The following is a 21,038-nucleotide window of genomic DNA, read 5'->3' on the forward strand; positions in this document are numbered from 1 at the left end:
GTGATGCGGGATGGAGAGCAGCATGGAGCGGAAAGAAACGCCATCGAGATCCATGATTTGGTCAAGACTTATCAAGGGAAAAACGTCCGCGCGGTGGACGGCGTCAGTTTTTCGGTGACGCGCGGAGAAATATTTGGCCTCCTTGGGCCAAACGGCGCCGGCAAGACCAGCACCATCAAGATGATTGTCACGCTTGCCAGACCCACTTCAGGCAGACTGGAGGTTTTTGGAGTTGACGTCTCCAGGTCGCCCCAGACAGCGAGGGGTATGCTGGGATACGTGCCCCAGAGCATATCCGTCGACGCTGACCTTACCGCGTACGAGAACCTGCTAATCTTCTCCAAACTCTCGTATGTGAGCAAACAGGACCGCGAGGGGAGGATACGCGATGCGCTGCAGTACATGGGTCTCGCAGAAAGGGCAAACGACCTTGTAAAGCGTTTTAGCGGGGGCATGATGCGCAGGCTGGAAATAGCCCAGGCGCTTGTCAACCGGCCAAAAGTATTGCTCTTGGATGAACCGAGCATAGGACTTGACCCCGCGTCAAAGAGGCAGGTGTGGAAGAGCATCAAGCAGTTGAGGCAGGACTATGGCACCACCATCCTGATTACGACCCACGACATGGCAGAGGCGGACGCCTTGTGCGACAGGGTAGCCATCATGTCTGCAGGCAAGATAGCGGTTCTGGGAAACCCGGCCGAACTGAAAAGGACCGTGGGAGGCGGCGACAGGGTGACTGTGAATCTTGCATCTCCAGTCCGCCTGCATGACATGGGATTTCTGGCAAGCCTGGGCAAGGTCGTCGCATCGGCAGCAGGGGATGATGATGACAATGATGTGGACGGAACGCACACTGTTCAGATTCTGGTGAAGGACGGAGAGGAGGCCATACCACACATCACGGATTCCTTTCGGAGCAACGGCATCAGGATTGAATCCATTTCAGTGAGCAAGCCGACCCTGGATGACGTTTTCATGAAGTATGCCAACAGGAGGCTTGACGGCGACGCGGAAGAAGCGACGATCCCTGCCAGAAGCAACAACAACAGTTCCAGCAGCGCAAGGCGCGACTATGTGAGACACGCAAGATGATGAATAATAATAATATCAGCATCAGAAGAAACGTCGGAAGGTTCCTCCACAGTTCCATTACCGTGGCGGAAATGGAAGCGCGTAAGATACGCCACGATTCTACAGAGCTGTGGACTAGGGTCGTGCAGCCCGCGCTTTGGCTCCTGATCTTTGGCACGACTTTTAACAGCATCAGGGCCCTGCAAATAGGCGGCGACTTTTCCTACCTCCAGTTCATCACGCCGGGAATCCTGGCCCAGTCGGTCCTTTTCATAGCGATTTTTTACGGCATCACCGTCGTCTGGGAGCGCGACGTGGGAATCTTTACCCGGCTCTTGTCCACGCCATCGCCAAGAGCGTCCATAGTCCTGGGCAAGTCCCTTGCGGCCGGCCTGAGGGGGATTTTCCAGGCCGCGATGATATTCGGGCTGGCGCTCTTGATCGGAGTCAGGATAAGGCTCGACCCGCTCGACATCCTGGGGGTTTTTGCCGCGGTGGTACTGTTTGCCATGTGCTTTTCCAGCCTGTCCATGCTCCTTGCCTCGTACATGAAGACTCGCGACAGGATGATGGGAATTGGCCAGGCACTGACAATGCCTCTTTTCTTTGCAAGCAATGCCATCTACCCCATAGCCGTCATGCCGGCGTGGCTCCAGTACGTGTCGGTTGCAAACCCGCTGAGCTATGTCGTAGACGCGATCAGGGCAATGCTCATCACCGGCGACTATGCAAACCTGCCGGTTGACATAGCGGCGCTTTTCATTGCCACGGCCGCATTTGTAGCGCTTGCTTCCGTGTCGATAAAGAAGCTGCTGGAATAATAAAAAAAGCAAAAAACGTCGTCTTGGCCGTTAGAAATGCAGTGGCAGTATGAATTCTCACTGGTGATAGGGGTGCTTTTGGCTGGATACAAGATCCGGGCTTGGTATTGATGATGATTTCTTTTCCTCTTCTTTCAAGCCTCGCAAGTGAGTGAGGTCAGGGTCGAAGAACAGATCTACCATCCAGTCAAGCGCCACCCTCAGCCTCTTCTTGAACATCGGAAGCTTGTTCAGGTATACCGCCCTCCAGACGCACCATATCAGAAAACCCGAGAGGTTTACGCTCCCTATGCTGGCTATTGCAGAACTGCTGCCTATAACGGCCATCCGCGCGTCTCTTGAATATTCGAATCTGCGCAGTCTTGCAGATTTTTCTTCTTCAAGAGCGCTCGCTATGTTTTCTGCCGCGACCTCTGCTTCTCTGAGCGCGTGCTGGGCCGTCGGAGGGAAAGGCTCGCCGGTGACTTCATCTATGATGCAGGCGCAGTCGCCGACAGCCCAGAGCTCTTCAAATCCCTTGACGCGCATAAAATTATCGACCATCAACCTCCCCGACGGCACCATCTTCTCGCAGGGCATACCTGCCGTGACAGGATTTGGAGAGATGCCCGCAGTCCATATTACGGTAGAGGCAGGAAGCACCGTCTCTTCGTCCTGCATCTTTTTTGCCATTTTCACAAAGCCCTTGCCCACCTCTGTCACCTTGGTGTTCAGGATTATAGAAATGCCGTCTTGTGTCATCTTTTTCAGAGTGTAGCTGGCCAATCGCGGATTAAGCTCTGGAAGTACGCGGTCGCGCGACTGGATGATGGTAACGTGCGGAGGCATCTCTGAAAACTGCGCTTTCAGGTTGGGATAGTATTTTATCACTTTGCGAAAGAACGAATTCAGTTCGGCAGCAGTTTCAACTCCAGACAAACCGCCTCCCACAATAACAAAGTGCAGCATTTGCCTGCGCTTTTCAGGGTCCGCCTCGATGTCCGCCCTTTCGAGCATATCTATTATGTGGTTGCGGAGCATCAGCGCGTCTTTCAGGTCCTTTAACGTAAACAACGCCGGATCCCCGGCGGCGGGAAGATTCGGAAAGTTGATGTCAGAGCCGAGCGAAACAACCAGATGGTCGTATTCGAGCGTCAGGTTGGAAGAAGATCCTCTGGAGCCGGCGGCAAAATCATCATTTTCTATCTTGAGGTTTACTTGCCTGCCCTGAACATCGATTGATGTTACGTCCGCCTCATAGAACTTGGTGCTCTTTAGCACCTGCCTTATCGGGACCACCACGTGATTTGATTCGATCATGCCTGAAACGACTTGCGGAAGCATCGGCGTAAACACGAAAAAGTTTTGCCTACTTACCAGCGTTATCTGCGCATCAATCTTTCTCTTGGCCACCATGCTCTCCAATTTTTTTGCGCAATAGACGCCTCCAAAACCTCCTCCCAGTATGAGTATCTTTTTGCTTGTTTTTGCGGTCAAGTTTTTTTCTCCCTTGCAGGCTTCTTTGTGCAGCAGGGCAGAGGGTTAGCAGACTATAGTAGAATAGAAGCAGCAATCCAGTAAGTGGTTCTTGTTGTCCTCCGGCTAGTCGCGTCTCTACCGGCATCTTCATGATGTGCATTGCCACTACTATCGTTTTGCGTGAATCCTCTATTAGGTAAAGGCGTGCATACGCATCTACATCCGATTTTTTTCGATTTATCACGAGTTTAACACAGGGGCCGGCGGCAAATGCCGCTTTTGACTGAGAGGCGAATGGCAAAGGCGGCAACATTATTGACGACAAGGGTGCCTTGACCACGTTTGCAAGTGCCCCGATTGCAATATAACGACTATGTAACATTGTTACTGCGGAAAGGGTCGTTCTCTGGCGGTTTTTTCAGAATTCTTGCATTAACTCGAAAATCTCGTCGATAAGAGTCAAGAAATATGAAAAGCAAGTTTAGCGGCCTATTACCATACATAACAAAAAATCGAGTCACATTTAAATAATTGCTTAATTATCCAATGCTTGAATAATATGGGCTCACCATGGAAAGCGCTGTCTGATGATAGCAGAAGACAGATTTTGTTGCTTTTGAAAGACAAGGAAATGACGCCAAGCGAGATTGCAAGACATTTTGATTTCACGTTGCCCGCAGTATCTACTCATTTACGAGTCCTAAGGGAAGCAGAGTTGGTTACGGAACAAAAACAGGGCAAGAACAAGTTTTATTCCATTAACCAAACGCAGACGCTTGAAGTGATGAAATTTTTTGAGAGCATGTGGGAGTACAAAATGGATTCACTCAAGGAATTTGTTGAAAACAGGGAAAGGAGGAAGAGCAAGAAACATGACTGAAAACGAAATAAGAAAAGTGATAGTGATTGATGCTCCTCCAGACGTAGTGTTCGAGGCCATCTCTGATCCGGAGGAATTGACCAGCTGGTTTCCGGATGCCGCGATACTAGAGCCCAAAGTCGGCGGGAAGTTCCAGTTCCTTTTTAACAAGGACTCTGACCGGCGCAATAAGAGAAACGACAGAGGTGCTTCCCCAGAAGGCAGGGTTCTTGAATTTATCCCAAACAGCAAGCTTGCATATTCTTGGCAGCACAAAGACATTGCAGATTTCCCGGAAACTGTGGTGACATGGGAACTGGAACAACTGGGCAAGAACAAAACCAGAGTAACATTGACGCATTCAGGATTCACCGGCAAAGAAGGAGACAAAGGAATCAGAGAACACAACGAAGGCTGGGATTACTTTACCGCAAGACTTGTCAAATATTGCGATGAGAAAATGATGGAGCAAAAAACAAGGAAACAGGATTTATCCACAAAAGCCAGGTCCTTCACAATAGAGCAATCGTATTACTTCAAGGCTCCTCCCAAGAAGGTGTTCCAAGCAATGACAGACCCCAAAATCCTTGTGAAATGGTTCCTTTCAAAAGCAAAGGTCGTTCCAAGGAAAGGCGGCACCTACTCTTTCGACTGGATTGGAGGATACCACATGACAGGCAGCGTAAAGCAGTTTGAAACAAACAAGGCTGTATCCTATTCATGGCATGACGAAATGCCTGACGGAGAAATGGTAGAGACCACTGCATCATTTCAGGTCGCCAAGAAGGGCCGCGGAACCCTTCTCAAATTGCGTCATTCCGGGTTCACAGACCCGGAGCACTTTGCTGAATGTTCATCGAGGTGGGCATACTACTTGACCAACATGAAGTCGGTGCTGGATTGGGGAACCGACGTTCGCTCAAAATATGACTGGTAAAAGACTGTTACCATCATCACTACACCGATTGACCTCCGTCAACGACCATGGCGCTGCCGACGACGAATCTAGCCGCATCCGAACACAACCACATGACCGCGCCGGCGATCTCTTCGGGCCGACCCGATCTTCCGACCGGCTCCTGTGAGATCACCACTTGGCGGCCTTCAGAAGTGCCGCCGCTGAAGCGCTGCATCATCGGCGTGTCGATGTTCCCGGGACATACAGCGTTGATACGGATGTTCGAGTGAGCGTAGTCGAGAGCAGCCGCCTTGGTCAGACCTATGACGCCGTGCTTTGCGGCAACATAAGCTGCGCCACCCTTGAAGCCTTTGACCCCTGCACCAGATGAGGTGTTGACGATGGCGCCACCGCCACCCTGCTTGAGCATCAATGGGATTTCATGCTTCATGCACAAAAAGACGCCGCGGAGGTCAACGTCAATAATTCGATCCCATTCCTCTTCCGTTACCTCTGCAGCGGGCTTGGGAATGTATTCGATACCTGCATTATTGAAGGCAAAATCCAGTCGCCCGAAAGTTTCGACGGTCTGCCCAAGACAGTTCTTCACGTCTTTTGTTTGTAATACATCGCACTTGATTGCGAGCGCCTGTCCGCCTGCCTCTTTGATAATGTTGGCCGTTTCGCGGCTTCCCTGCTCGGAAACATCGGTGACGACAACGCTGGCGCCTTCGAGTGCAAAAGCAGTTGCAGTAGCTCGACCGATGCCACTTGCCGCTCCGGTCACAAAGGCAACCTTTCCTTTGAAGTTATTGCTCTTCCTCATAATTATTCACCCAATTCCTTCTTCTTATTTTTTGCCACATACCGGATTTGCTGATGCCAAGCCTTCTCCTTTCTTCCGGCGTCATCAAGAAAATTTGCTGCCGTAATCCGAAGTATCGTTTCTCTTTATCGTTAACGAGGGCACATCAAATAACAATGACTTTGTTTTGCCGGCAGCAAAGTTTGCAAACACTCTGACATTTTCAAAAAGAATTGTTTGGTAAGCGGCGTTTTATCCCTTGAAAGCCGACTTTCTATTCATGTTCAACCCTATCTTTTCAATCAACGCCTTTGTTGTATGTTCTTTGAACCGTATGCGATAGTTCTCCGTCACGATGAAACCAGATTTCCTTAACCTCTTTTCTTCAAGCAACTGTATCATTGACAAATCGACAAGCCAACGAAACAATTCTTGCATATCGTATACCAATAGGGCTCTTCGCCCTTGTCAAGTTCACGCAAAAAACCAACTACAGGACCCACTCCTACAATACGTGCACATACAAGCCCATATCAAAGAACTAAAAACTGCCACAACTACGCTTGTATTTGTAGTCCACTGGAAACGCACACGTATGAGAAAATAGTGCGGGGGGTGGGATTCGAACCCACGAATCCCTAAGGAACAGGGTTGTAGGGGCACGCGTGCCCATTCTAAGCCCTGCGCCGTTGACCGGGCTTGGCGACCCCCGCACGCGCACCTGCACAGGCAGTCAGCAGCCAAATTTATCTATTGTCACATTGCATCCTTGGTGCAGATGCAGCAGCAAAGAGCAAGATTGTTTGGTACGAACGGAGTACGCGGCGTGTGGGGGAAGGACTTTACCAGCGACCTCGTCATCGATCTTTCGTACGCCATTGCCACGTATTACAAAAAAGGTCCCATTGTAGTTGGATATGATGGGCGCAGGTCAAGCCCGGTAGTTTCAAGGCTGGTGCGCGCGACGCTCAACTCGGCCGGCCTCGACGTCGCCGACGCTGGGCTCGTACCCACGCCATGCCTGCAGTATGCCGCAAAAAAGCTTGGATACAATGGCGGAATCATGATAACGGCGTCGCACAACCCGCCAGAATACAATGGCATCAAGCCGGCAGCGTCGGACGGAGTAGAGATATCGCGAGAGGACGAGCTGGCAGTCGAAGATGTTTATTATTCAAAAAAGTTTGCGCAGATGGCAGGCTACGGGCGCCAGTACATTGATGACAGCATAGTCCCGGCGTACATGGAAAAGGTGCTGTCGCTTGTCGATGCTGACAAGATACGCGCCAAGAACTTTACGGTGGCGATGGACACTGGAAACGGTGCGCAGGCCGTTGTCGCACCGATGATCGCAAAAAAGCTTGGCTGCAAGGTGATAGTGATAAACGGCGACATTGACGGCGACTTTCCCGGTAGGGGGTCAGAGCCCACGCCGGACAATCTGGGCGTGCTCGCAGAGGTCGTTAGAAATGGCAAAGCCGATTTTGGCGTCGCTTTTGACGGCGACGGCGACAGGAGCATCTTTTGCGACGACAAGGGCAGCATCTACTGGGGCGACAAGACCGGCTCGCTTCTTGCAAGGAACCTGCTTGCGCAGAGGCACAAGGGCGCCGAGATTGTCTGCCCGGTGAACACATCGATGGTGCTTTCAAAGGTCGCAGAAGAATCCGGCATAAAGGTGGTACACACCAAGGTCGGCAGCGTGGAAGTGTCGAGGGAGATGGTGAGCCGCAGGGCGCCGATGGGTCTTGAGGAAAACGGCGGATTCATGTACGGGCCGATAAACGAAGTGAGGGACGGCGCCATGACGACAGCGCTCGTGCTTGACATGCTTGCGGCCACAGGCGAATCGTTTTCGCGGCTTGTGGAAAAGCTTCCAAGGACGTTTCAGCTAAAGACAAAGTTCTCGTGCAGCTCCCGCGAGGTCGTGGAAAGGGTGGTTCAGGCGTGCGTGGAGCACGGCAGCCCGAAAAGGATAGAGACAATGGATGGGGCCAAGATATGGATAGACGACGAGACATGGCTCATGGTCAGGCCAAGCGGGACAGAACCATTGATACGCATGTACGCCGAGTCGACGGACAAGGCATTGCTTGACTCCAAGGTGGACGAATATTCGAGGATTGTGAGGTCGAAAATGAGTCAATGAGCGTATTGATAACGTTTTTAATACGCCTTGGAATCAACTAGAAAGCAATCGGATGATCCCATAGGGTGATATCATGAGCAAACCATATTTCGTAAAATTTGAAGTTTCAAAAGACCTGGCCAACGCGGCCTACGAGGCCGTGCGCGTGGCAAAGCAGAGCGGCAAGGTCCGCAAGGGCACGAACGAGACAACCAAGGCAATCGAGCGGGGAATTTCCAAGCTCGTAGTCATTGCCGAGGACGTCGAGCCGCCAGAGGTGGTGGCGCACCTTCCGATACTCTGCGAGGAGAGGAACGCTTCCTACATATTTGTCCCAAGCAAGCAGCAGCTAGGCATGTCGCTTGGCATCGACGTCGGCTCTGCGGCCGCCACAATCGTGGAGGCAGGCGAGGCCCAGCACATCGTCGAGCAGGTAGTCAACTCCATCTCTGGCTTGAAGGCAAAGAAGGAGTAAACGGCGGGCTGGTGCTAGGTGAGCAGCAAGGCATCTGAAGAAAAGGTCGTACCCGCCGAGGTCATCCAGATCGTCGGCAGGACGGGCATCGCAGGAGAAGTTATCCAGGTGAGAGTCAAGGTTCTCGAAGGCAAGGACAGGGGCCGCATCCTGACGAGAAACGTCAAGGGCGCAGTCCGGATGAAGGACACACTCATGCTGAGGGAGACCGAGCGCGAGGCTCGCAAGATTAGGTGATATAGATAGATGAGCAAGCAAGCAACCTCTCTTCGCAACTGTTTCTTCTGCGGCCGCCACATAACTGCGGGCCACGGCATCATGCTGGTCAGAAACGACGGCCAGGTGCAGTGGACATGCTCCAGCAAGTGCAAAAAGAACCTGCGCACGCTAAAGCGCGACCCGAGAAAAATGAAGTGGACCAGCAAGTATGTCAAGGGCGGACTGCGCACGAAAAAGTGATCCTTTTTGGCAGTCGAGCAGACACTCATAGTAGTCAAGCCAGACGGCTTTAAGCGTAGCCTGACCGGCAAGGTCCTTGCGCGCTTTGAGGAAAAGGGCTTTGTGATAAAGAACCTTCGGTATTACAATTTCACAAAGGAAAAGGCGCAGGAATTCTATTCTGTCCACAAGGACAAGCCTTTTTTTGGCGACCTCGTGTCGTTCATATCCTCCGGACCTGTGGTAGCGTGCATACTGGAAGGCAACAACGCGGTCACAACTACGAGGATAATGATAGGGGCAACCAAGTCGTTTGAGGCGGCGCCGGGAACAATCCGGGGCGACTTTGGCCTTGGCTTTACAGACAACATTATCCACGCCTCCGACTCTCCTGAAAGCTTCATAAAAGAGTCGCGAGTCATTTTCGGCTAGCGACCCTTGGAATTAAGGCAGCCGGTAGTAGTAGTACTAGGCCACGTAGACTCGGGCAAGACGTCCCTACTGGACAAGATACGCGGGACGGCGGTGCAGGCCCGGGAGGTCGGCGGGATCACCCAGCACATCGGCGCCAGCTTTTTCCCGATTGAAACCATAAAAGAAGTCACGGGCCCGCTGTACGAGAGGCTTGCCAAGGCGGAGGCCCCGATACCTGGCCTGCTCGTGATAGACACGCCGGGCCACGAGGTTTTTGCAAACCTGCGCCTGAGGGGCGGGTCCGCCGCGGACATTGCAATAGTCGTGGCAGATGTGAACAAGGGCTTTGAGGCGCAGACGATAGAAAGCGTCGAGATATTGAAAAAGCGCAAGGTGCCCTTCGTGGTAGCGCTCAACAAGGTCGACAGAGTGACAGGCTGGCGTCCGTCCTCAAAGTTCATCTCCGAGGAGGTGAAAAAGCAGAGTGTAGACGTCCAGACGATGCTTGACGAAAAGCTCTATACGGTCGTAGGCTCGCTTTCGAGGCTAGGATTTCCGTCGGAGGCGTTCTGGCGCGTCAAGGACTTTACAAAAGAGATAGCAATAGTGCCGGTGAGCGCAAGGACCGGGGTGGGCATACCCGAGCTTTTGGCAGTCCTTGTGGGTCTCACGCAGCAGTTCATGGGCAAGAGGCTAGAGCGCCACGAGGGCGCGGCGCGAGGAATCGTGCTAGAGATAAACGAGGAGCCCGGACTTGGGCCTTCTGCAAACATCATACTCCTTGACGGCACGCTCAAGCAGGGCGACAGCATTGTAGTGGCAAAGAGAGACAGCGCAGTGCAGACGCGGGTAAAAGCGCTGTTGCTGCCAAAGCCGCTTGACGAGATGCGCGACCCGCGTGACAAGTTCAAGCCGGTCACAGAAGTCATTGCGGCCGCGGGATTAAAGGTCACGTCGCCGGACCTAGAGGGCGTGCTTGCGGGAAGCCCACTCTATGTCTTTGACAAGGCAAAGGGCGAAGATGAGCTTGTACGCCTGAAATCGATGGTGGAAGGCGAGATCAAAAACGCTATTGTCAGCACCGAGACTTCGGGCGTCATATTAAAGTGCGACACGATAGGCTCCCTTGAAGCCATTGTCGACCTCCTGAAAAAAGAGAACGTCCCCATAAGGACCGCGGACATTGGAAGCATCACGAGGCGCGATGTGATAGAGGCGTCTGCCGTCAGGGAGAGCGACCGCTACCACGGAGTGGTGCTTGGCTTTAACGTCAAGATGCTTGACGACGCCGAGCGGGAGGCGCAGGACAGGAGCGTCAAGGTATTCAACGAGCGCATAATCTACAACTTGGTGCGGAGCTACGTGGATTGGGTCACGTACCAGGAGGAGCATGAAGAGTCTATACTGTTCAACGAGATCCCGCCCATCTGCAAGTTCCAGTTCATGAAGGGTTTCGTGTTCCGCAGAAACGACCCGGCGGTGTTTGGAGCAGAGATCCAGGTGGGCAAGCTTCGGCAGAAGGTGCACGTGATAAGCGTAGAGGGGAAAAAGGTAGGGACCGTGCACCAGATCCAGGACAGCGGCAAGTCGATGGAGGAAGCCATAACCGGTATGCAGGTCGCAGTCTCTCTCAAAGAGCCCACGATAGGCAGGCAGATAAACGAAGGCGACGTGTTTTACACAGATATCAACAGCCGCAACGCCAAGCAGTTGTCAGAGCGCTTTAACCACAGGCTCAACGAGCAGGAAAAAGAGGTATTCAATATGATACTTGCGCTAAAGAGAAAAGAGGACCCGGCGTTCGGGTATATTTGATCACTGGTACTTTTGGAGCAGACCTTCTAGGCCCTTTTCGCCCACGGCGCCTACGGCCCTGTCGACGGCCTTGCCGTTCATAAAGACGATGAACGTCGGGATGGCATAGACGTCATACCTCATGGCCACGCCCTGATTGTCGTCGACGTTCAGCCTGCCAAAGGTGACCTTGTCGCCATACTTCTTGGCCAGCTTGTCAAATATCGGCAGCATGAACTGGCACGGGCCGCACCAAGTGGCCCAAAAGTCCACGAGGACCGGTCTGCTACCGCTTATGGTCTCTTCAAAGTTCTTTTCCGCAAGCTCCAGAAGGTTCACGTTCGAAGCGTGCTTTTCGCTCATCTGAGAGAAACTTCCCATGCTCGTTATTTAAGATTTCTTGGTTTCCGCCGTTGTTGTGGCTACTTGCGCCTAGCGATTACCCATGCTACGGCGGCTCCTCCCGCAAGCCCACCTGCGACGCCGAGGATTGCGACAGTTTCAATCACGGGCTTGACGTTTGCGACGGTCAGAGTCTCGCTTGAGGTACCCTCGTTTCCCGCCATGTCCAGCGCGGCAAGCTTTACCTCGTACTTGCCGTCTGGAAGGCCGGTCGTGTCAAGGTCGTACTCGCCAAGGCCAGTGACGTTGACCTGCATCCGGTCTCCCACGGTCAGCACCGCCGACTTGGGGTTTTCATCCTGCACTCCAAGCATGACCTTTGTGACGCCTGCAACGTCGCCTCCGCTCACGCCAAGGGATGCCTTTGGCGCTGTGTTGTCCACCACGAGATTCCACGCCTTCGTCTCCGAGTTGCCCGGCACGTCCCTCGACGAGATTGTAAAGTTGTACCGGCCATCTGCAAGCGCAGTCGAGTTGAATACGGCCGACGAGTCTGGGGCATAGCTGGCAGGCTTTGCTCCAGGCAGCCTCACGGCGACTTTGTCCACGCCGTTTGCGTCGGTGACGTTCCAGGCAAGGGTCGCCTGCCTTGACACCACTACTAGATTGCCTGCCGCTGCCTCGGTAGCGTTGCTGCTGCCGTTTCGCACGAAAAGCTCTGCAGAGGGAGGCGTCCTGTCCACCGTGAACTGCCACGAGCTTGTAGCAGAGTTGCCTACAGCGTCTTTGGACTCGACTGTCAGGAGGTGCGGACCGTCGGCAAGCGTGCCCCCTTCAATCTTTACTTGCTTGCCTAAAGGAGGCAGGAGCTTGCCGTCCACGGAATATGACAATAGCCCTTCTCCAGGGTTGCTGTCGTCTATTGTAATCGGGACCGTGACAGTGCCGCCGGTGACAAATTCGGGCACCTTGGCGGCCAGTTTCGGCGGCGTCGTGTCGGGTAGCAGAGTCGAGAACTTTGCATCCACGGAAAGCGGCTCGTACAGGCTCTCGCCATGGAACAGCGTGTTGTGCACCAGAAGCGAGTAGGTGCCCGTCCCGTTCACAGGCACTTGCAGGACGGTCGAGCGCTCGCCGGCGTTCTGGCTGAAAAAGAACGCGCCTCCCTCGCTGAATGAAGAAGTCCCGAGCCAGTCGTTGCTCGGCCAGTTGGAAAACTCTTGGAACACGCCTGCCGGCACGCTTGATGCGACCATCTTGCCATCGGGGCCGTACGCCATGGCGTTTACGCTCGTCGAGTTGTGCGGCCATGACACCTTCAGGGTCATCGCCGTCACGGTCGGGTCGGTGACGGTAAAGTAATACGAGCGCCAGTCGCCGGCGGCATAGCGGGACACCATGTCCGAGAGGCCACCCACATAGCCGTTTGGCTTTAAGCCAAGCGACCCCTCATCAACGACCTTGGACCCCTGCTCGGGGTCTGGCGGCGACAATACCACCGGAACGTCCTTTGGAACAGGCTTTGTGGCAACTACATAGCTTACGGGCATTGCCACTGTGTGGCCGGGCCCCTTTGCCATTATCTCGCCAAAGTATACGCCGGACAGAGTGTCGTTGCGCACGGCTATACTGGCGTGCACCTTGGCGGTCCCTTCCGGCGGGACTGTGACAGCCCCCTTGTCGAGCTGTACGTCAGGGTTTGGCGCGCGCTTGTACAGTTCCACAGTAAGGGTGTAGTTCATCGAAGTCGAGTTGACTAGCTTGTCGCCGGACCAGAACGAGAACACGGTGGGCACGGGGTAGACGCCCACAACGGGCGTGCCGGTGAACTTGTCCTTCGGGTCACCTATGCGCACCTCCTGCGTGGTACCCCATGCGCCTCCCCTGTTTATCAGCTCTATCTCGCCGTAGGACACCTTACTGTCCTTGTTAGAGTCATGCCAATCATAGCCGTAAACGGAGGCGATGCGCATGTTGTCTGCGAACAGCTGCGTCTGGTTCATGAAACTGGAAAACGGAAAGTTGACACGGGCGACTACCAAGTCGGAGTCGGGAAGCTTGCCTCCTGCCATTTTTTCAAGGTCGTAGTAGTTGGGCTCGTAGCCGAACGTCTTGTTGCTGTGCGTCGGGTCCATCTGGAACAGCTTGGTCACGTTCTTGGCTTCATAGCGCGCCACCAGCTTTTCGACCGTGCTTGAGAGTTGCACTTTGATCTCCTTGCTTGACGGGTTTTCGATGGTAATGTCAGTTGACGCCTGCTTTCCAGGCTCTACTGTGCCGGCAAACCAGCGCGTCTCTCTTGCCGCATCTATTGTTGCAGGGACCGTTCCGGGGATCTGGAGAGAGTAGCCGTTGTTGATTATGCCAAGGGCGGGCGCGTACGTCATTATCGACGGCCGGAGCGAGTCGATTATCGTCTTTGCCGTGTCGTCCGTGTATATGGAAAACCCTGCGTCGCCCCGGGCAAGCTTGACTGCGGCAAGCGCGTCCACTCTGCCTGCCCCCTGCACGAACGGGTCGTTCTTCAGGTCCTTTGCCGTAGACATCAGGATGCTCTTTACCGTAAACGGGTCGGGCGCCTTGCCTGCTTCTTTCATCTCCTGTACCACGAGCGCTGCGGCGCCGGCGACCATCGGGGCCGCCATGCTGGTCCCGCCAAAGAGCGAAAATGCGCCGTCGTCGTTGGGGTCGCCCTTTTTCGATTCGAGGTTCTTTGCAGTCACGTCGGTTGGCGTAAATCCGTACGAGCCTATCGCCATCAACTCCGGCTTGGGATCTCCAAGCAGGCTTGGGCCCCTGCTTGAAAACTCGGCAACGTCGTCGTAGGCTGCAGCCGACGGGCCAAAGCGGGTGATGTTGGCAAACGGCCCGTACTGCAGGTGCACGTTGTTCGTAGTCGCACCCACAGAGATTCCAAGTGGCGACGTGTTTGGTGCACCCACGCTCCCGTAGCCAAGCCCGTTGTTGCCCACGCTGTCCACCACAAGCGTCCCGGGATAGTCCCTGGCAAGGGCGTGTGGCACCATAAGGAGCGACGAAAAGACGCTCAGTATGTCGTATCCGGGGCCATATTTCAAAAGTGGAAAGTCGGATATGCCCCAGCTGTTGCTCATGATGTCGGCCTTGTGGTCGCCCGTGTAGGCCCACCTGCCATCGTCTTTCAGGTCAAAGCCGGAAGCCCATAGCCAGCCGTATAGCGCGTCGCCCATCCACAACGACTTGACCGGTATTATCTTTGCTCCCGGCGCCGCGCCTGGAAGGGCATAGCGAGTAGAGTTGTGGTAAATGCCATACTGGGTATGCCCCCTTGACGCGGCCGTAGCCGCCGTGCTCGTTCCGTGGCCTGCAAAGTCGAACATCAGGCCGAAATAGTTGCCGTTGGGGTCCATCGGCTCCAGCAGTTTTGCCGAGACTGCGCCAGTGACCCCGGACTTGTCAGCCACTACCACCTGTGTCCTGTTGTCAGTCACGCGCCAGATGTCAAGCACCCTTGCGCCGGCGGTGCCTGCAGAATAGTCCGGGACGCCGTCGCCGTTATAGTCGTAGGTCAGAAACTCGTTTCCGTCGCCTAGCTTGAACGGCTTTTCGTCTGTAAAGTCAAAGGTGAGCTGGGTAGGCAGCAGGTAGCTAGTCTGCGGGAACGCGCCTGCTATTCCAAGCGTAAAGGTGAACCAGCCGTACGACATGTCTGCGATTATGGTGTCGTACACGCCCGGCTCTTTGCTGTCCACCACCAGCACCGGTATAAGGGCGAACGATATGGTCCCAAGCTTCTCAGTAGCCTCGTACGCCACCCCAAAGTGGTAGACCCCGCTCATAGAGCGGATATAGTCGGTCGGGCTCTTGCCTATCTTCCAGTCGACGTTTGCAGTGGCACTGAGCATCGGCGCGCCAAAGACCGGGTACAGCATGTTGTAGACAGGTATCTTGCCCTCGGTCGTCTTTAGGTAGACGCCTGTACCGTTGACGTAGGTGTACGAAGTCATGTTCTCTGGCAGCTTTACCTTGCCATTGTTGTCGACGGTAGTGTAGTTCATTATCACGCCGGTCTGCTGGTTGATGTTGGCGACGTATTTCGCCTTTGTAAGGACGAGGCCCTGCCCGTCTGCGTCAAGCATTATAGGCACCCCCTTGGCGTCCCTTGCAACCGCGTCGCGCATGTCAGGGTTGGAAAAGTCCGAGCCCGTGTCCACTATGGCCAACTTGACCCCGTCGCCGGTGGCATTGTACAACGACGCGGCGCGGTCGGCTCCTATTATCGATGTGCCAGAGAGCCGGCCCCCTGATCCTTCTCCTTCGCCTGCAATGTTTTGAGGTAGGGAATCAAAGGCAAGGGGCATGTCCGTCGCGTAGGAAAAGCCGCTGCCCTGCGCAAGCGGGTTTCTAGAAAACGCCACGCCAAGGAACGGCCCCTGCATGGGGTTTCCACCCATCCCCACCACGTGCGCGCCTGCAAGGGCCCGGGGATCGCCGGGGCCAAGCAAGAGCGTCCTGCCGACGTTGTCGCCGTTGTACTGCAGGTTGCCGAGGTTTATAGAGCCAAAGTCAGACTTGATTGCGCTTTTTGGCACGCTGTGGCCAAGGATGTTCACCGTGTCCGTAGGGGCAGCAGCTGGCGCCCGCGCCGGGAGCGAGGACAGAGGCAGAGATTCTGATATTCCAGACATGACCTGCTCCCTGCTGGGCGCAAGCGAGTACGCTGGCGCGACAAAGGCTGAGGCGACCAGGGCAAGGAGCAAAACCGCTGCTAGACGGATCAAATAATGACGTACGGAAAGGGCCTTCTTGGTTATTACGATTTCGTCGCAAAAAGGAAGAGAGGAGATAAAAAAATTATTTCAGCAGGTCGTCGTACTTGCCGGCGTTAATGTCAGGATAGACCTCTTTGGCAGGCTTGCCTTCCACCTTGACGCCCATGCTGACGCACGAGCCAATTACTTCCTTGGTGGCGCCCTTGACGTCCTTGGCGTACGAACCTTCGATCTTCATCTTGGCGATTTTCGCCGCCGACGCCATCGAGAGGTCGCCTGCATAGTCCTTGCCTGCAGTGCCAGAGCCCTTTGGGATGCCGGATTCCTTGGCCACGAGCGCGGCAGTCGGCGGGATGCCGACTTCGACCGTGAACTTTTTAGTCTCGGCGTCCACTTCGACCTTTACTGGCACCTTCATGCCGGGGAAATCCTTGGTCTTTTCGTTAATGGTATTGACCACCTGCAGGACGTTTACGCCCATCGGTCCCAATGCCGGGCCAAGTGGCGGGCCTGCGTTGGCCTCTCCGCCGCTTACAAGCGCGGAAATAGACTTTTTATCGCCCATATTACGATGCGGGTGTGTTTACCCAAATTATAATCGTTCCTGTTGCCTTCTCACGGCACCCTTTTGACAGACTTTTAAACCCGGGCATTGTAAAAAGTGACGGTCATATGGCAGCGGAGCAGCCCACCGGAGGCGTAGGTTCGCTTTTCTTCGAGCTTGCAGGAGACTTGCGCCTCGCCATGCTATCGAGGCTTGGCGAAAAGGACTATCGGCTGTCACAGCTTGCGTCAGAGCTTGACGCGACCATGCAAGAGGCCCACAGGAACATGACCAGGCTGATAGAGTCAGGGCTCGTGTCAAAGGGCAAAGAGGGCGAGCTGGTGCTTACCGCGTACGGCAGGACCGTAGTTTCGCTGGTGCCTAGCTACGATTTTCTCTACAAGCACCGCGACTTTTTTGCAGACCATAGCCTTGGCGACCTTCCGCCCAAGTTCGTACAGCGCCTAGGCTCGTTCCGTAGCTGCGAGATGGTGCACGGTGTGATGGCCATACTCCAGCGCTGGAAGACTCTGTACAGCAGCTCTGACACATTTATCAAGGAGATAATGGCGCAGGTGCCCCTCGACCTCATCGAGACGATAAGCGCAAGGGTCGACGAGGGAGTAAAGTTCTCGTACATATTTGCGTCAAACGCTGTGGTGCCAAAGGGCAGGACGCAGCTTCTTCAGAAGGTAGGCTGGCGCAATTTCATCACCAAGGGTCTAGTCGAGCGCAGGATGCTTGCCGATGTCAAGGTGATGGCCATATTCAATGAAAAGCAAGGGTGCGTGATGTTCCCGAACCAAAAGGGCGAGCCGGACCTCAACGTCATGTTCTATGGAGAAAGCGAGGAATTTCTGGAATGGTGCAACGACTTTTTCAACCATCAGTGGGAAAGCGCGGACGCGTTTGACGAAGGCAAGCTAAAACATGAAGTGTGAAAAAACGCGCCTGCACAACGAGCAGAAAATCAAGTGCAAGTTTTTATACGCCGGAGGCAAAGACTGCCTATGCCAAAAGCCTTCGTACTCATGAACGCCGAGCTTGGAAGCGAGGACTCGCTGGTGAGCGAGCTGAAAAAGATGGAAGGCGTCAAGGAAGTCTACCAGGTGTACGGCGTCTATGACATCGTAGCCCAGGTCGAGGCTGACGCGATGGAGAAGGTGAAGGAGACCATAACATGGAAGCTGCGCAAGCTCAACGGAGTAAAGTCGACGCTTACCATGATAGTCATGGAGTAGCACACAAAGAGGAGGCAGGAGGTCATTTTGGGACTTTTTGGCAGGAAAAAAGATCAAGACGGGAAGACGACTTTCAAGTGCCAGTACTGCGACATGAAGTTTGACGACAAGGAGCGCATGAAGCGCCACATGAGAAAAGCGCACAGCGAAAAGGGCGGCGGGGACATGCCGAGCACGAACCCGTTCGGATTTGGCTAAAGACTTAATTCCTGTAAGTTTGTGGTAAAGGTAACGCGCTAGCATATGTTTCCAATCCACGACGACACGGAGAGAATACACGGCAGGCCGTGGCTCAACTACACACTGATTGGAATCAACGTCGCGGTTTTCATCTGGCAGGCATCGGTGACAAGCTTTTTCACGGACGAGCAGGCCGTAAACCGGATGTTCTTCACGTACGGCACCGTACCGGACAGGCTATTCTCCGAATGGCCGGGAAGCGCCTTTACCGTCGTGACTTCGATGTTCATGCACGGGGGTATAGCCCACATCATAGGCAACATGGTCTTCCTGTGGGTCTTTGGGGACAACATCGAGGACAAGTTTGGGCGCGTAAAATACATCCTGCTCTACATCGGCTGGGGCTTTGCGGCCGCGCTCTTGCACAGCGCAGTCGCAGTGTACACCGGCGACGGGAGCGTGCCGGCAGTCGGGGCATCGGGCGCGATATCCGGAGTCCTTGGCGCGTACATGGTCCTGTTCCCAAGGGCAAGGATATACACCATAATCACGGCGTTTTTCATCTACACGGTGCGCATACCCGTGCTCATCTACATACCGTTCTGGTTTGCGCTGCAATTGATATTTGGGATCATCGGCCAGTTTGGCCCGCTTGGCGACTCGGGTGTCGCGTACCTAGCGCACGTCGGAGGCTTTATCGCCGGCGCGGCGACCGGCCTTGCCGGGAGAAGCTTTATCCTGCCCAAGTTGGCGAGCCTTGCCGGCAAGGGCACGATGTACAAGCCACCCGTGAAAAAGATGCGCCCCAAGCTTGAAGACGTGGTGAGCGAGACGCCCCCGGAAGTCATAGAGGGCCCCAGCTATTACGAGATAATAGCAGAGATAAAGGGTGTCGCCGACGCGTCTGCAATAAAGGCCACGTACGAGCAGGAATCAAAGCTTGTCAGGATTACCGCAAACGGCTCGCGCAGATACGAGATGGAGGCAAAACTCCCGGACACTGCCGCCGGCGCAACCGTCGAGGACGTGCAGTACCTCAACGGCATCGCCAGGATAAGGCTCGTCAAGACGTCATGACGCCATATGATCCGAATATCGTCGCAAGGCTAAAATATCCGCCAAAGGTGAAATTATTTTGCCTATTTTAGGAGGAATATGAAAAATGTCAATACAACAAGCTTCAGCAGGCGGAATGCCAGTACTGATTTTGAAAGAAGGAGCGTCCCAGACGAAGGGTCGCGATGCCCAGAAGAATAACATCACGGCAGCGAAACTGATCGCAGAGGTAGTCAGGACCTCGCTTGGCCCTCGCGGCATGGACAAGATGCTGGTGGATAGCCTTGGCGATGTCACGATAACAAACGACGGTGCTACCATCTTGAAAGAGATAGACGTGCAGCATCCGGCGGCAAAGATGATGGTCGAGATTAGCAAGGCGACGGACAACGAGGTCGGCGACGGCACGACCTCCGTGGTGGTACTCGCAGGCGCCCTCATCGAGAAAGCAGAGGAGCTTATCAACAAAGACGTCCACCCGACCATAATCGTGGACGGCTATCGCAAGAGCGCCGCCAAGACTATTGAAGTTCTGAACAGCATCGCGCAAAAGATAGAGGGCAACGAGAAGAACGAGCTTGCCAGGGTAGCAAGGACCTCGATGCAGACCAAGATAGTGTCAAGGGAAGCAGACGACCTTGCAGCCATCGTGGTGAGCGCCGCGCTCTCTGTGGCAGAGAAAACCGACACCGGCTTTCGGATGGATGTGGACGACATCAAGGTGGAAAAGAAGGCAGGAGGCTCTATCCGCGATACCAAGATGATAAAAGGCATCGTGCTTGACAAGGAAGTCGTGCACGGCGGGATGCCAAAGCGCATCGAGAAGGCCAAGATTGCGCTGATAAACGCTGCGCTAGAGATTGAAAAGACCGAGTTTGACGCCAAGATAAACATCAGCTCTCCGGACCAGATGAAGATGTTCCTTGAGGAGGAAAACAAGATGCTCAAGGGCATGGTCGACAAGGTGGTCAAGGCGGGCGCAAACGTGGTCGTCTGCCAGAAAGGCATTGACGACATCGCCCAGCACTACTTGGCAAAGGCAGGCATCCTCACAGTAAGGCGCGTAAAGGAAAGCGACATGACAAAAATGTCCCGCGCAACGGGTGCACGGATGGTCAACAACCTTGACGATTTGACTGCAAAGGACCTCGGCTCTGCCGAGCTTGTAGAGGAGCGCAAGGTAGAGACAGACAAGTGGGTCTTTATCGAAGGGTGCAAGCATCCCAAGTCCGTGACGATTCTCATCCGCGGAGGCTCGCAGCGTGTAGTAGATGAAGCAGACAGGTCCGTCCACGACGCCCTCATGGTAGCGAAAGACGTCCTTGAAAAGCCGGCCATCGTGGCAGGCGGAGGCGCGCCAGAAGCCTATGCGGCAGCGAGGCTTCGCGAATGGGCCAGCACGCTCTCCGGCAGGGAGCAGCTTGCCGCAGAAAAATTTGCAGAGGCGCTCGAAGTGATACCTCTTGCGCTTGCCGAGAACGCCGGCATGGACCCGATTGACACGCTTACGGAACTGCGCGCCAAGCAGAGCAAGGGAAGCAAGTGGACAGGAGTCGACGCAAGGAACGCCAAGGTCGCCGACATGTCCAAACTCGACGTCGTCGAGCCGCTTGCAGTCAAGGAGCAGATAATCAAATCTGCTACAGAGGCCGCGTCGATGATCCTGAGGATCGACGACGTGATTGCCTCAAGCAAGTCGGGAGGAGCGCCGGCCATGCCGCCGGGAGGTATGGGTGGCATGGGCGGCATGGACATGTAAGGTG

At 54.5% G+C, this 21,038-nt stretch carries 21 protein-coding genes and 1 tRNA gene; 15 read left to right on the top strand and 7 right to left on the bottom strand.

Annotated features, from left to right (window positions below; translation table 11 throughout):
* Positions 1–3 precede the first annotated feature (3 nt).
* A complete protein-coding gene (locus ACYOR7_RS08300) occupies positions 4–1,092 on the top strand; it encodes an ABC transporter ATP-binding protein (RefSeq protein WP_479914459.1) in 1,089 nt (362 codons plus the stop codon).
* Positions 1,089–1,892: an ABC transporter permease gene (locus tag ACYOR7_RS08305; RefSeq protein ID WP_479913596.1), complete on the top strand. Its 804-nt coding sequence runs from the start codon at positions 1,089–1,091 to the stop codon at positions 1,890–1,892. Before ACYOR7_RS08300 ends, ACYOR7_RS08305 begins: the two co-directional genes overlap by 4 nt.
* 57 nt (positions 1,893–1,949) lie before the next feature.
* Here ACYOR7_RS08305 and ACYOR7_RS08310 read toward each other — a convergent pair whose 3' ends face one another.
* Positions 1,950–3,368, bottom strand: coding sequence for an NAD(P)/FAD-dependent oxidoreductase (locus ACYOR7_RS08310; RefSeq protein WP_479913597.1), 1,419 nt, complete (start codon positions 3,366–3,368; stop codon positions 1,950–1,952).
* Positions 3,369–3,909: 541 nt separating this feature from the next.
* Here ACYOR7_RS08310 and ACYOR7_RS08315 point away from each other — a divergent pair.
* Together ACYOR7_RS08315 and ACYOR7_RS08320 are read left to right on the top strand one after the other, a co-directional pair.
* On the top strand, positions 3,910–4,230 hold the full coding sequence (locus ACYOR7_RS08315; protein WP_479913598.1) for a metalloregulator ArsR/SmtB family transcription factor: 321 nt from the start codon (positions 3,910–3,912) through the stop codon (positions 4,228–4,230).
* Positions 4,223–5,146 (top strand): SRPBCC domain-containing protein, encoded by a 924-nt coding sequence (locus tag ACYOR7_RS08320; protein WP_479913599.1) that lies wholly within the window; start codon positions 4,223–4,225, stop codon positions 5,144–5,146. The genes ACYOR7_RS08315 and ACYOR7_RS08320 overlap by 8 nt, the downstream gene beginning before the upstream one ends.
* A 19-nt stretch (positions 5,147–5,165) precedes the next feature.
* Here the strand turns inward: ACYOR7_RS08320 and ACYOR7_RS08325 are convergent, their stop codons facing one another.
* The 3 genes from ACYOR7_RS08325 to ACYOR7_RS08335 form a co-directional block, all read right to left on the bottom strand.
* A complete protein-coding gene (locus tag ACYOR7_RS08325; RefSeq protein WP_479913600.1) occupies positions 5,166–5,933 on the bottom strand; it encodes an SDR family oxidoreductase in 768 nt (255 codons plus the stop codon).
* Positions 5,934–6,164: 231 nt separating this feature from the next.
* Positions 6,165–6,362: a CRISPR-associated endonuclease Cas1 gene (locus ACYOR7_RS08330; RefSeq protein WP_479913601.1), complete on the bottom strand. Its 198-nt coding sequence runs from the start codon at positions 6,360–6,362 to the stop codon at positions 6,165–6,167.
* A 157-nt stretch (positions 6,363–6,519) separates the two neighbouring features.
* Positions 6,520–6,625, bottom strand: a tRNA-Leu gene (locus ACYOR7_RS08335).
* Positions 6,626–6,690: 65 nt separating this feature from the next.
* Between ACYOR7_RS08335 and glmM the strand changes: the two genes are divergently transcribed.
* The 6 genes from glmM to infB all read left to right on the top strand — a co-directional run bounded on the left by glmM (position 6,691) and on the right by infB (position 11,182).
* A complete protein-coding gene (gene glmM / locus ACYOR7_RS08340) occupies positions 6,691–8,061 on the top strand; it encodes a phosphoglucosamine mutase (protein WP_479913602.1) in 1,371 nt (456 codons plus the stop codon).
* A 73-nt stretch (positions 8,062–8,134) separates the two neighbouring features.
* Positions 8,135–8,515: a 50S ribosomal protein L7Ae gene (rpl7ae, locus tag ACYOR7_RS08345; protein ID WP_294806435.1), complete on the top strand. Its 381-nt coding sequence runs from the start codon at positions 8,135–8,137 to the stop codon at positions 8,513–8,515.
* A gap of 18 nt (positions 8,516–8,533) precedes the next feature.
* Positions 8,534–8,752, top strand: a complete 219-nt coding sequence (locus tag ACYOR7_RS08350) for a 30S ribosomal protein S28e (RefSeq protein WP_294806438.1) — start codon at positions 8,534–8,536, stop codon at positions 8,750–8,752.
* Positions 8,753–8,761: 9 nt separating this feature from the next.
* Positions 8,762–8,974: a 50S ribosomal protein L24e gene (locus ACYOR7_RS08355; protein WP_294806441.1), complete on the top strand. Its 213-nt coding sequence runs from the start codon at positions 8,762–8,764 to the stop codon at positions 8,972–8,974.
* 6 nt (positions 8,975–8,980) lie between these two features.
* The gene (gene ndk / locus ACYOR7_RS08360) at positions 8,981–9,385 is read left to right on the top strand and encodes a nucleoside-diphosphate kinase (protein ID WP_479913603.1); all 405 of its coding nucleotides are present in this window, start codon (positions 8,981–8,983) and stop codon (positions 9,383–9,385) included.
* A 6-nt stretch (positions 9,386–9,391) separates the two neighbouring features.
* Positions 9,392–11,182, top strand: coding sequence for a translation initiation factor IF-2 (gene infB / locus ACYOR7_RS08365; RefSeq protein ID WP_479913604.1), 1,791 nt, complete (start codon positions 9,392–9,394; stop codon positions 11,180–11,182).
* On the opposite strand, the gene trxA is transcribed toward infB, so the two are convergent.
* The 3 genes from trxA to ACYOR7_RS08380 all read right to left on the bottom strand — a co-directional run bounded on the left by trxA (position 11,183) and on the right by ACYOR7_RS08380 (position 16,819).
* Positions 11,183–11,524 carry a thioredoxin gene (gene trxA, locus ACYOR7_RS08370; protein ID WP_294806446.1) on the bottom strand — a complete coding sequence of 114 codons (342 nt, stop codon included), beginning with the start codon at positions 11,522–11,524 and terminating at the stop codon, positions 11,183–11,185.
* A 59-nt stretch (positions 11,525–11,583) separates the two neighbouring features.
* Positions 11,584–16,263, bottom strand: a complete 4,680-nt coding sequence (locus ACYOR7_RS08375) for a S8 family serine peptidase (protein ID WP_479913605.1) — start codon at positions 16,261–16,263, stop codon at positions 11,584–11,586.
* Positions 16,264–16,336: 73 nt separating this feature from the next.
* Positions 16,337–16,819 (bottom strand): 50S ribosomal protein L11, encoded by a 483-nt coding sequence (locus ACYOR7_RS08380; protein ID WP_479913606.1) that lies wholly within the window; start codon positions 16,817–16,819, stop codon positions 16,337–16,339.
* A gap of 107 nt (positions 16,820–16,926) precedes the next feature.
* Here ACYOR7_RS08380 and ACYOR7_RS08385 point away from each other — a divergent pair, with 107 nt between their 5' ends.
* From ACYOR7_RS08385 to thsB, 5 genes are all read left to right on the top strand, one after another.
* The gene (locus tag ACYOR7_RS08385) at positions 16,927–17,739 is read left to right on the top strand and encodes a helix-turn-helix transcriptional regulator (protein WP_294806450.1); all 813 of its coding nucleotides are present in this window, start codon (positions 16,927–16,929) and stop codon (positions 17,737–17,739) included.
* Between the two features lie 69 nt (positions 17,740–17,808).
* On the top strand, positions 17,809–18,039 hold the full coding sequence (locus ACYOR7_RS08390) for an Lrp/AsnC ligand binding domain-containing protein (RefSeq protein ID WP_075055804.1): 231 nt from the start codon (positions 17,809–17,811) through the stop codon (positions 18,037–18,039).
* Positions 18,040–18,066: 27 nt separating this feature from the next.
* Entirely contained in the window at positions 18,067–18,237 is a 171-nt protein-coding gene (locus ACYOR7_RS08395; RefSeq protein WP_294806456.1) for a C2H2-type zinc finger protein, read from the top strand.
* 45 nt (positions 18,238–18,282) lie between these two features.
* Positions 18,283–19,296, top strand: a complete 1,014-nt coding sequence (locus ACYOR7_RS08400; protein ID WP_479913607.1) for a rhomboid family intramembrane serine protease — start codon at positions 18,283–18,285, stop codon at positions 19,294–19,296.
* A gap of 85 nt (positions 19,297–19,381) precedes the next feature.
* Complete coding sequence (thsB, locus tag ACYOR7_RS08405; protein ID WP_479913608.1) at positions 19,382–21,034, top strand: thermosome subunit beta; 1,653 nt, start codon at positions 19,382–19,384, stop codon at positions 21,032–21,034.
* The last annotated feature ends 4 nt before the right edge of the window (positions 21,035–21,038 follow it).

The sequence above is a fragment of the Candidatus Nitrososphaera sp. 86-2 genome (assembly GCF_056726185.1).

Bases quoted from the DNA above. Each gene is read 5' to 3' on its own strand.
- ACYOR7_RS08320 (WP_479913599.1), top strand. From the start codon at position 4,223: ATGACTGAAAACGAAATAAGAAAAGTGATAGTGATTGATGCTCCTCCA.
- ACYOR7_RS08300 (WP_479914459.1), top strand. From the start codon at position 4: ATGCGGGATGGAGAGCAGCATGGAGCGGAAAGAAACGCCATCGAGATC.
- ACYOR7_RS08315 (WP_479913598.1), top strand. From the start codon at position 3,910: ATGGGCTCACCATGGAAAGCGCTGTCTGATGATAGCAGAAGACAGATT.
- rpl7ae (WP_294806435.1), top strand. From the start codon at position 8,135: ATGAGCAAACCATATTTCGTAAAATTTGAAGTTTCAAAAGACCTGGCC.
- glmM (WP_479913602.1), top strand. From the start codon at position 6,691: ATGCAGCAGCAAAGAGCAAGATTGTTTGGTACGAACGGAGTACGCGGC.
- ACYOR7_RS08380 (WP_479913606.1), bottom strand. From the start codon at position 16,819: ATGGGCGATAAAAAGTCTATTTCCGCGCTTGTAAGCGGCGGAGAGGCC.
- trxA (WP_294806446.1), bottom strand. From the start codon at position 11,524: ATGAGCGAAAAGCACGCTTCGAACGTGAACCTTCTGGAGCTTGCGGAA.
- thsB (WP_479913608.1), top strand. From the start codon at position 19,382: ATGTCAATACAACAAGCTTCAGCAGGCGGAATGCCAGTACTGATTTTG.
- ACYOR7_RS08400 (WP_479913607.1), top strand. From the start codon at position 18,283: ATGTTTCCAATCCACGACGACACGGAGAGAATACACGGCAGGCCGTGG.
- ACYOR7_RS08355 (WP_294806441.1), top strand. From the start codon at position 8,762: ATGAGCAAGCAAGCAACCTCTCTTCGCAACTGTTTCTTCTGCGGCCGC.
- ACYOR7_RS08325 (WP_479913600.1), bottom strand. From the start codon at position 5,933: ATGAGGAAGAGCAATAACTTCAAAGGAAAGGTTGCCTTTGTGACCGGA.
- ACYOR7_RS08305 (WP_479913596.1), top strand. From the start codon at position 1,089: ATGATGAATAATAATAATATCAGCATCAGAAGAAACGTCGGAAGGTTC.
- ACYOR7_RS08390 (WP_075055804.1), top strand. From the start codon at position 17,809: ATGCCAAAAGCCTTCGTACTCATGAACGCCGAGCTTGGAAGCGAGGAC.
- ACYOR7_RS08385 (WP_294806450.1), top strand. From the start codon at position 16,927: ATGGCAGCGGAGCAGCCCACCGGAGGCGTAGGTTCGCTTTTCTTCGAG.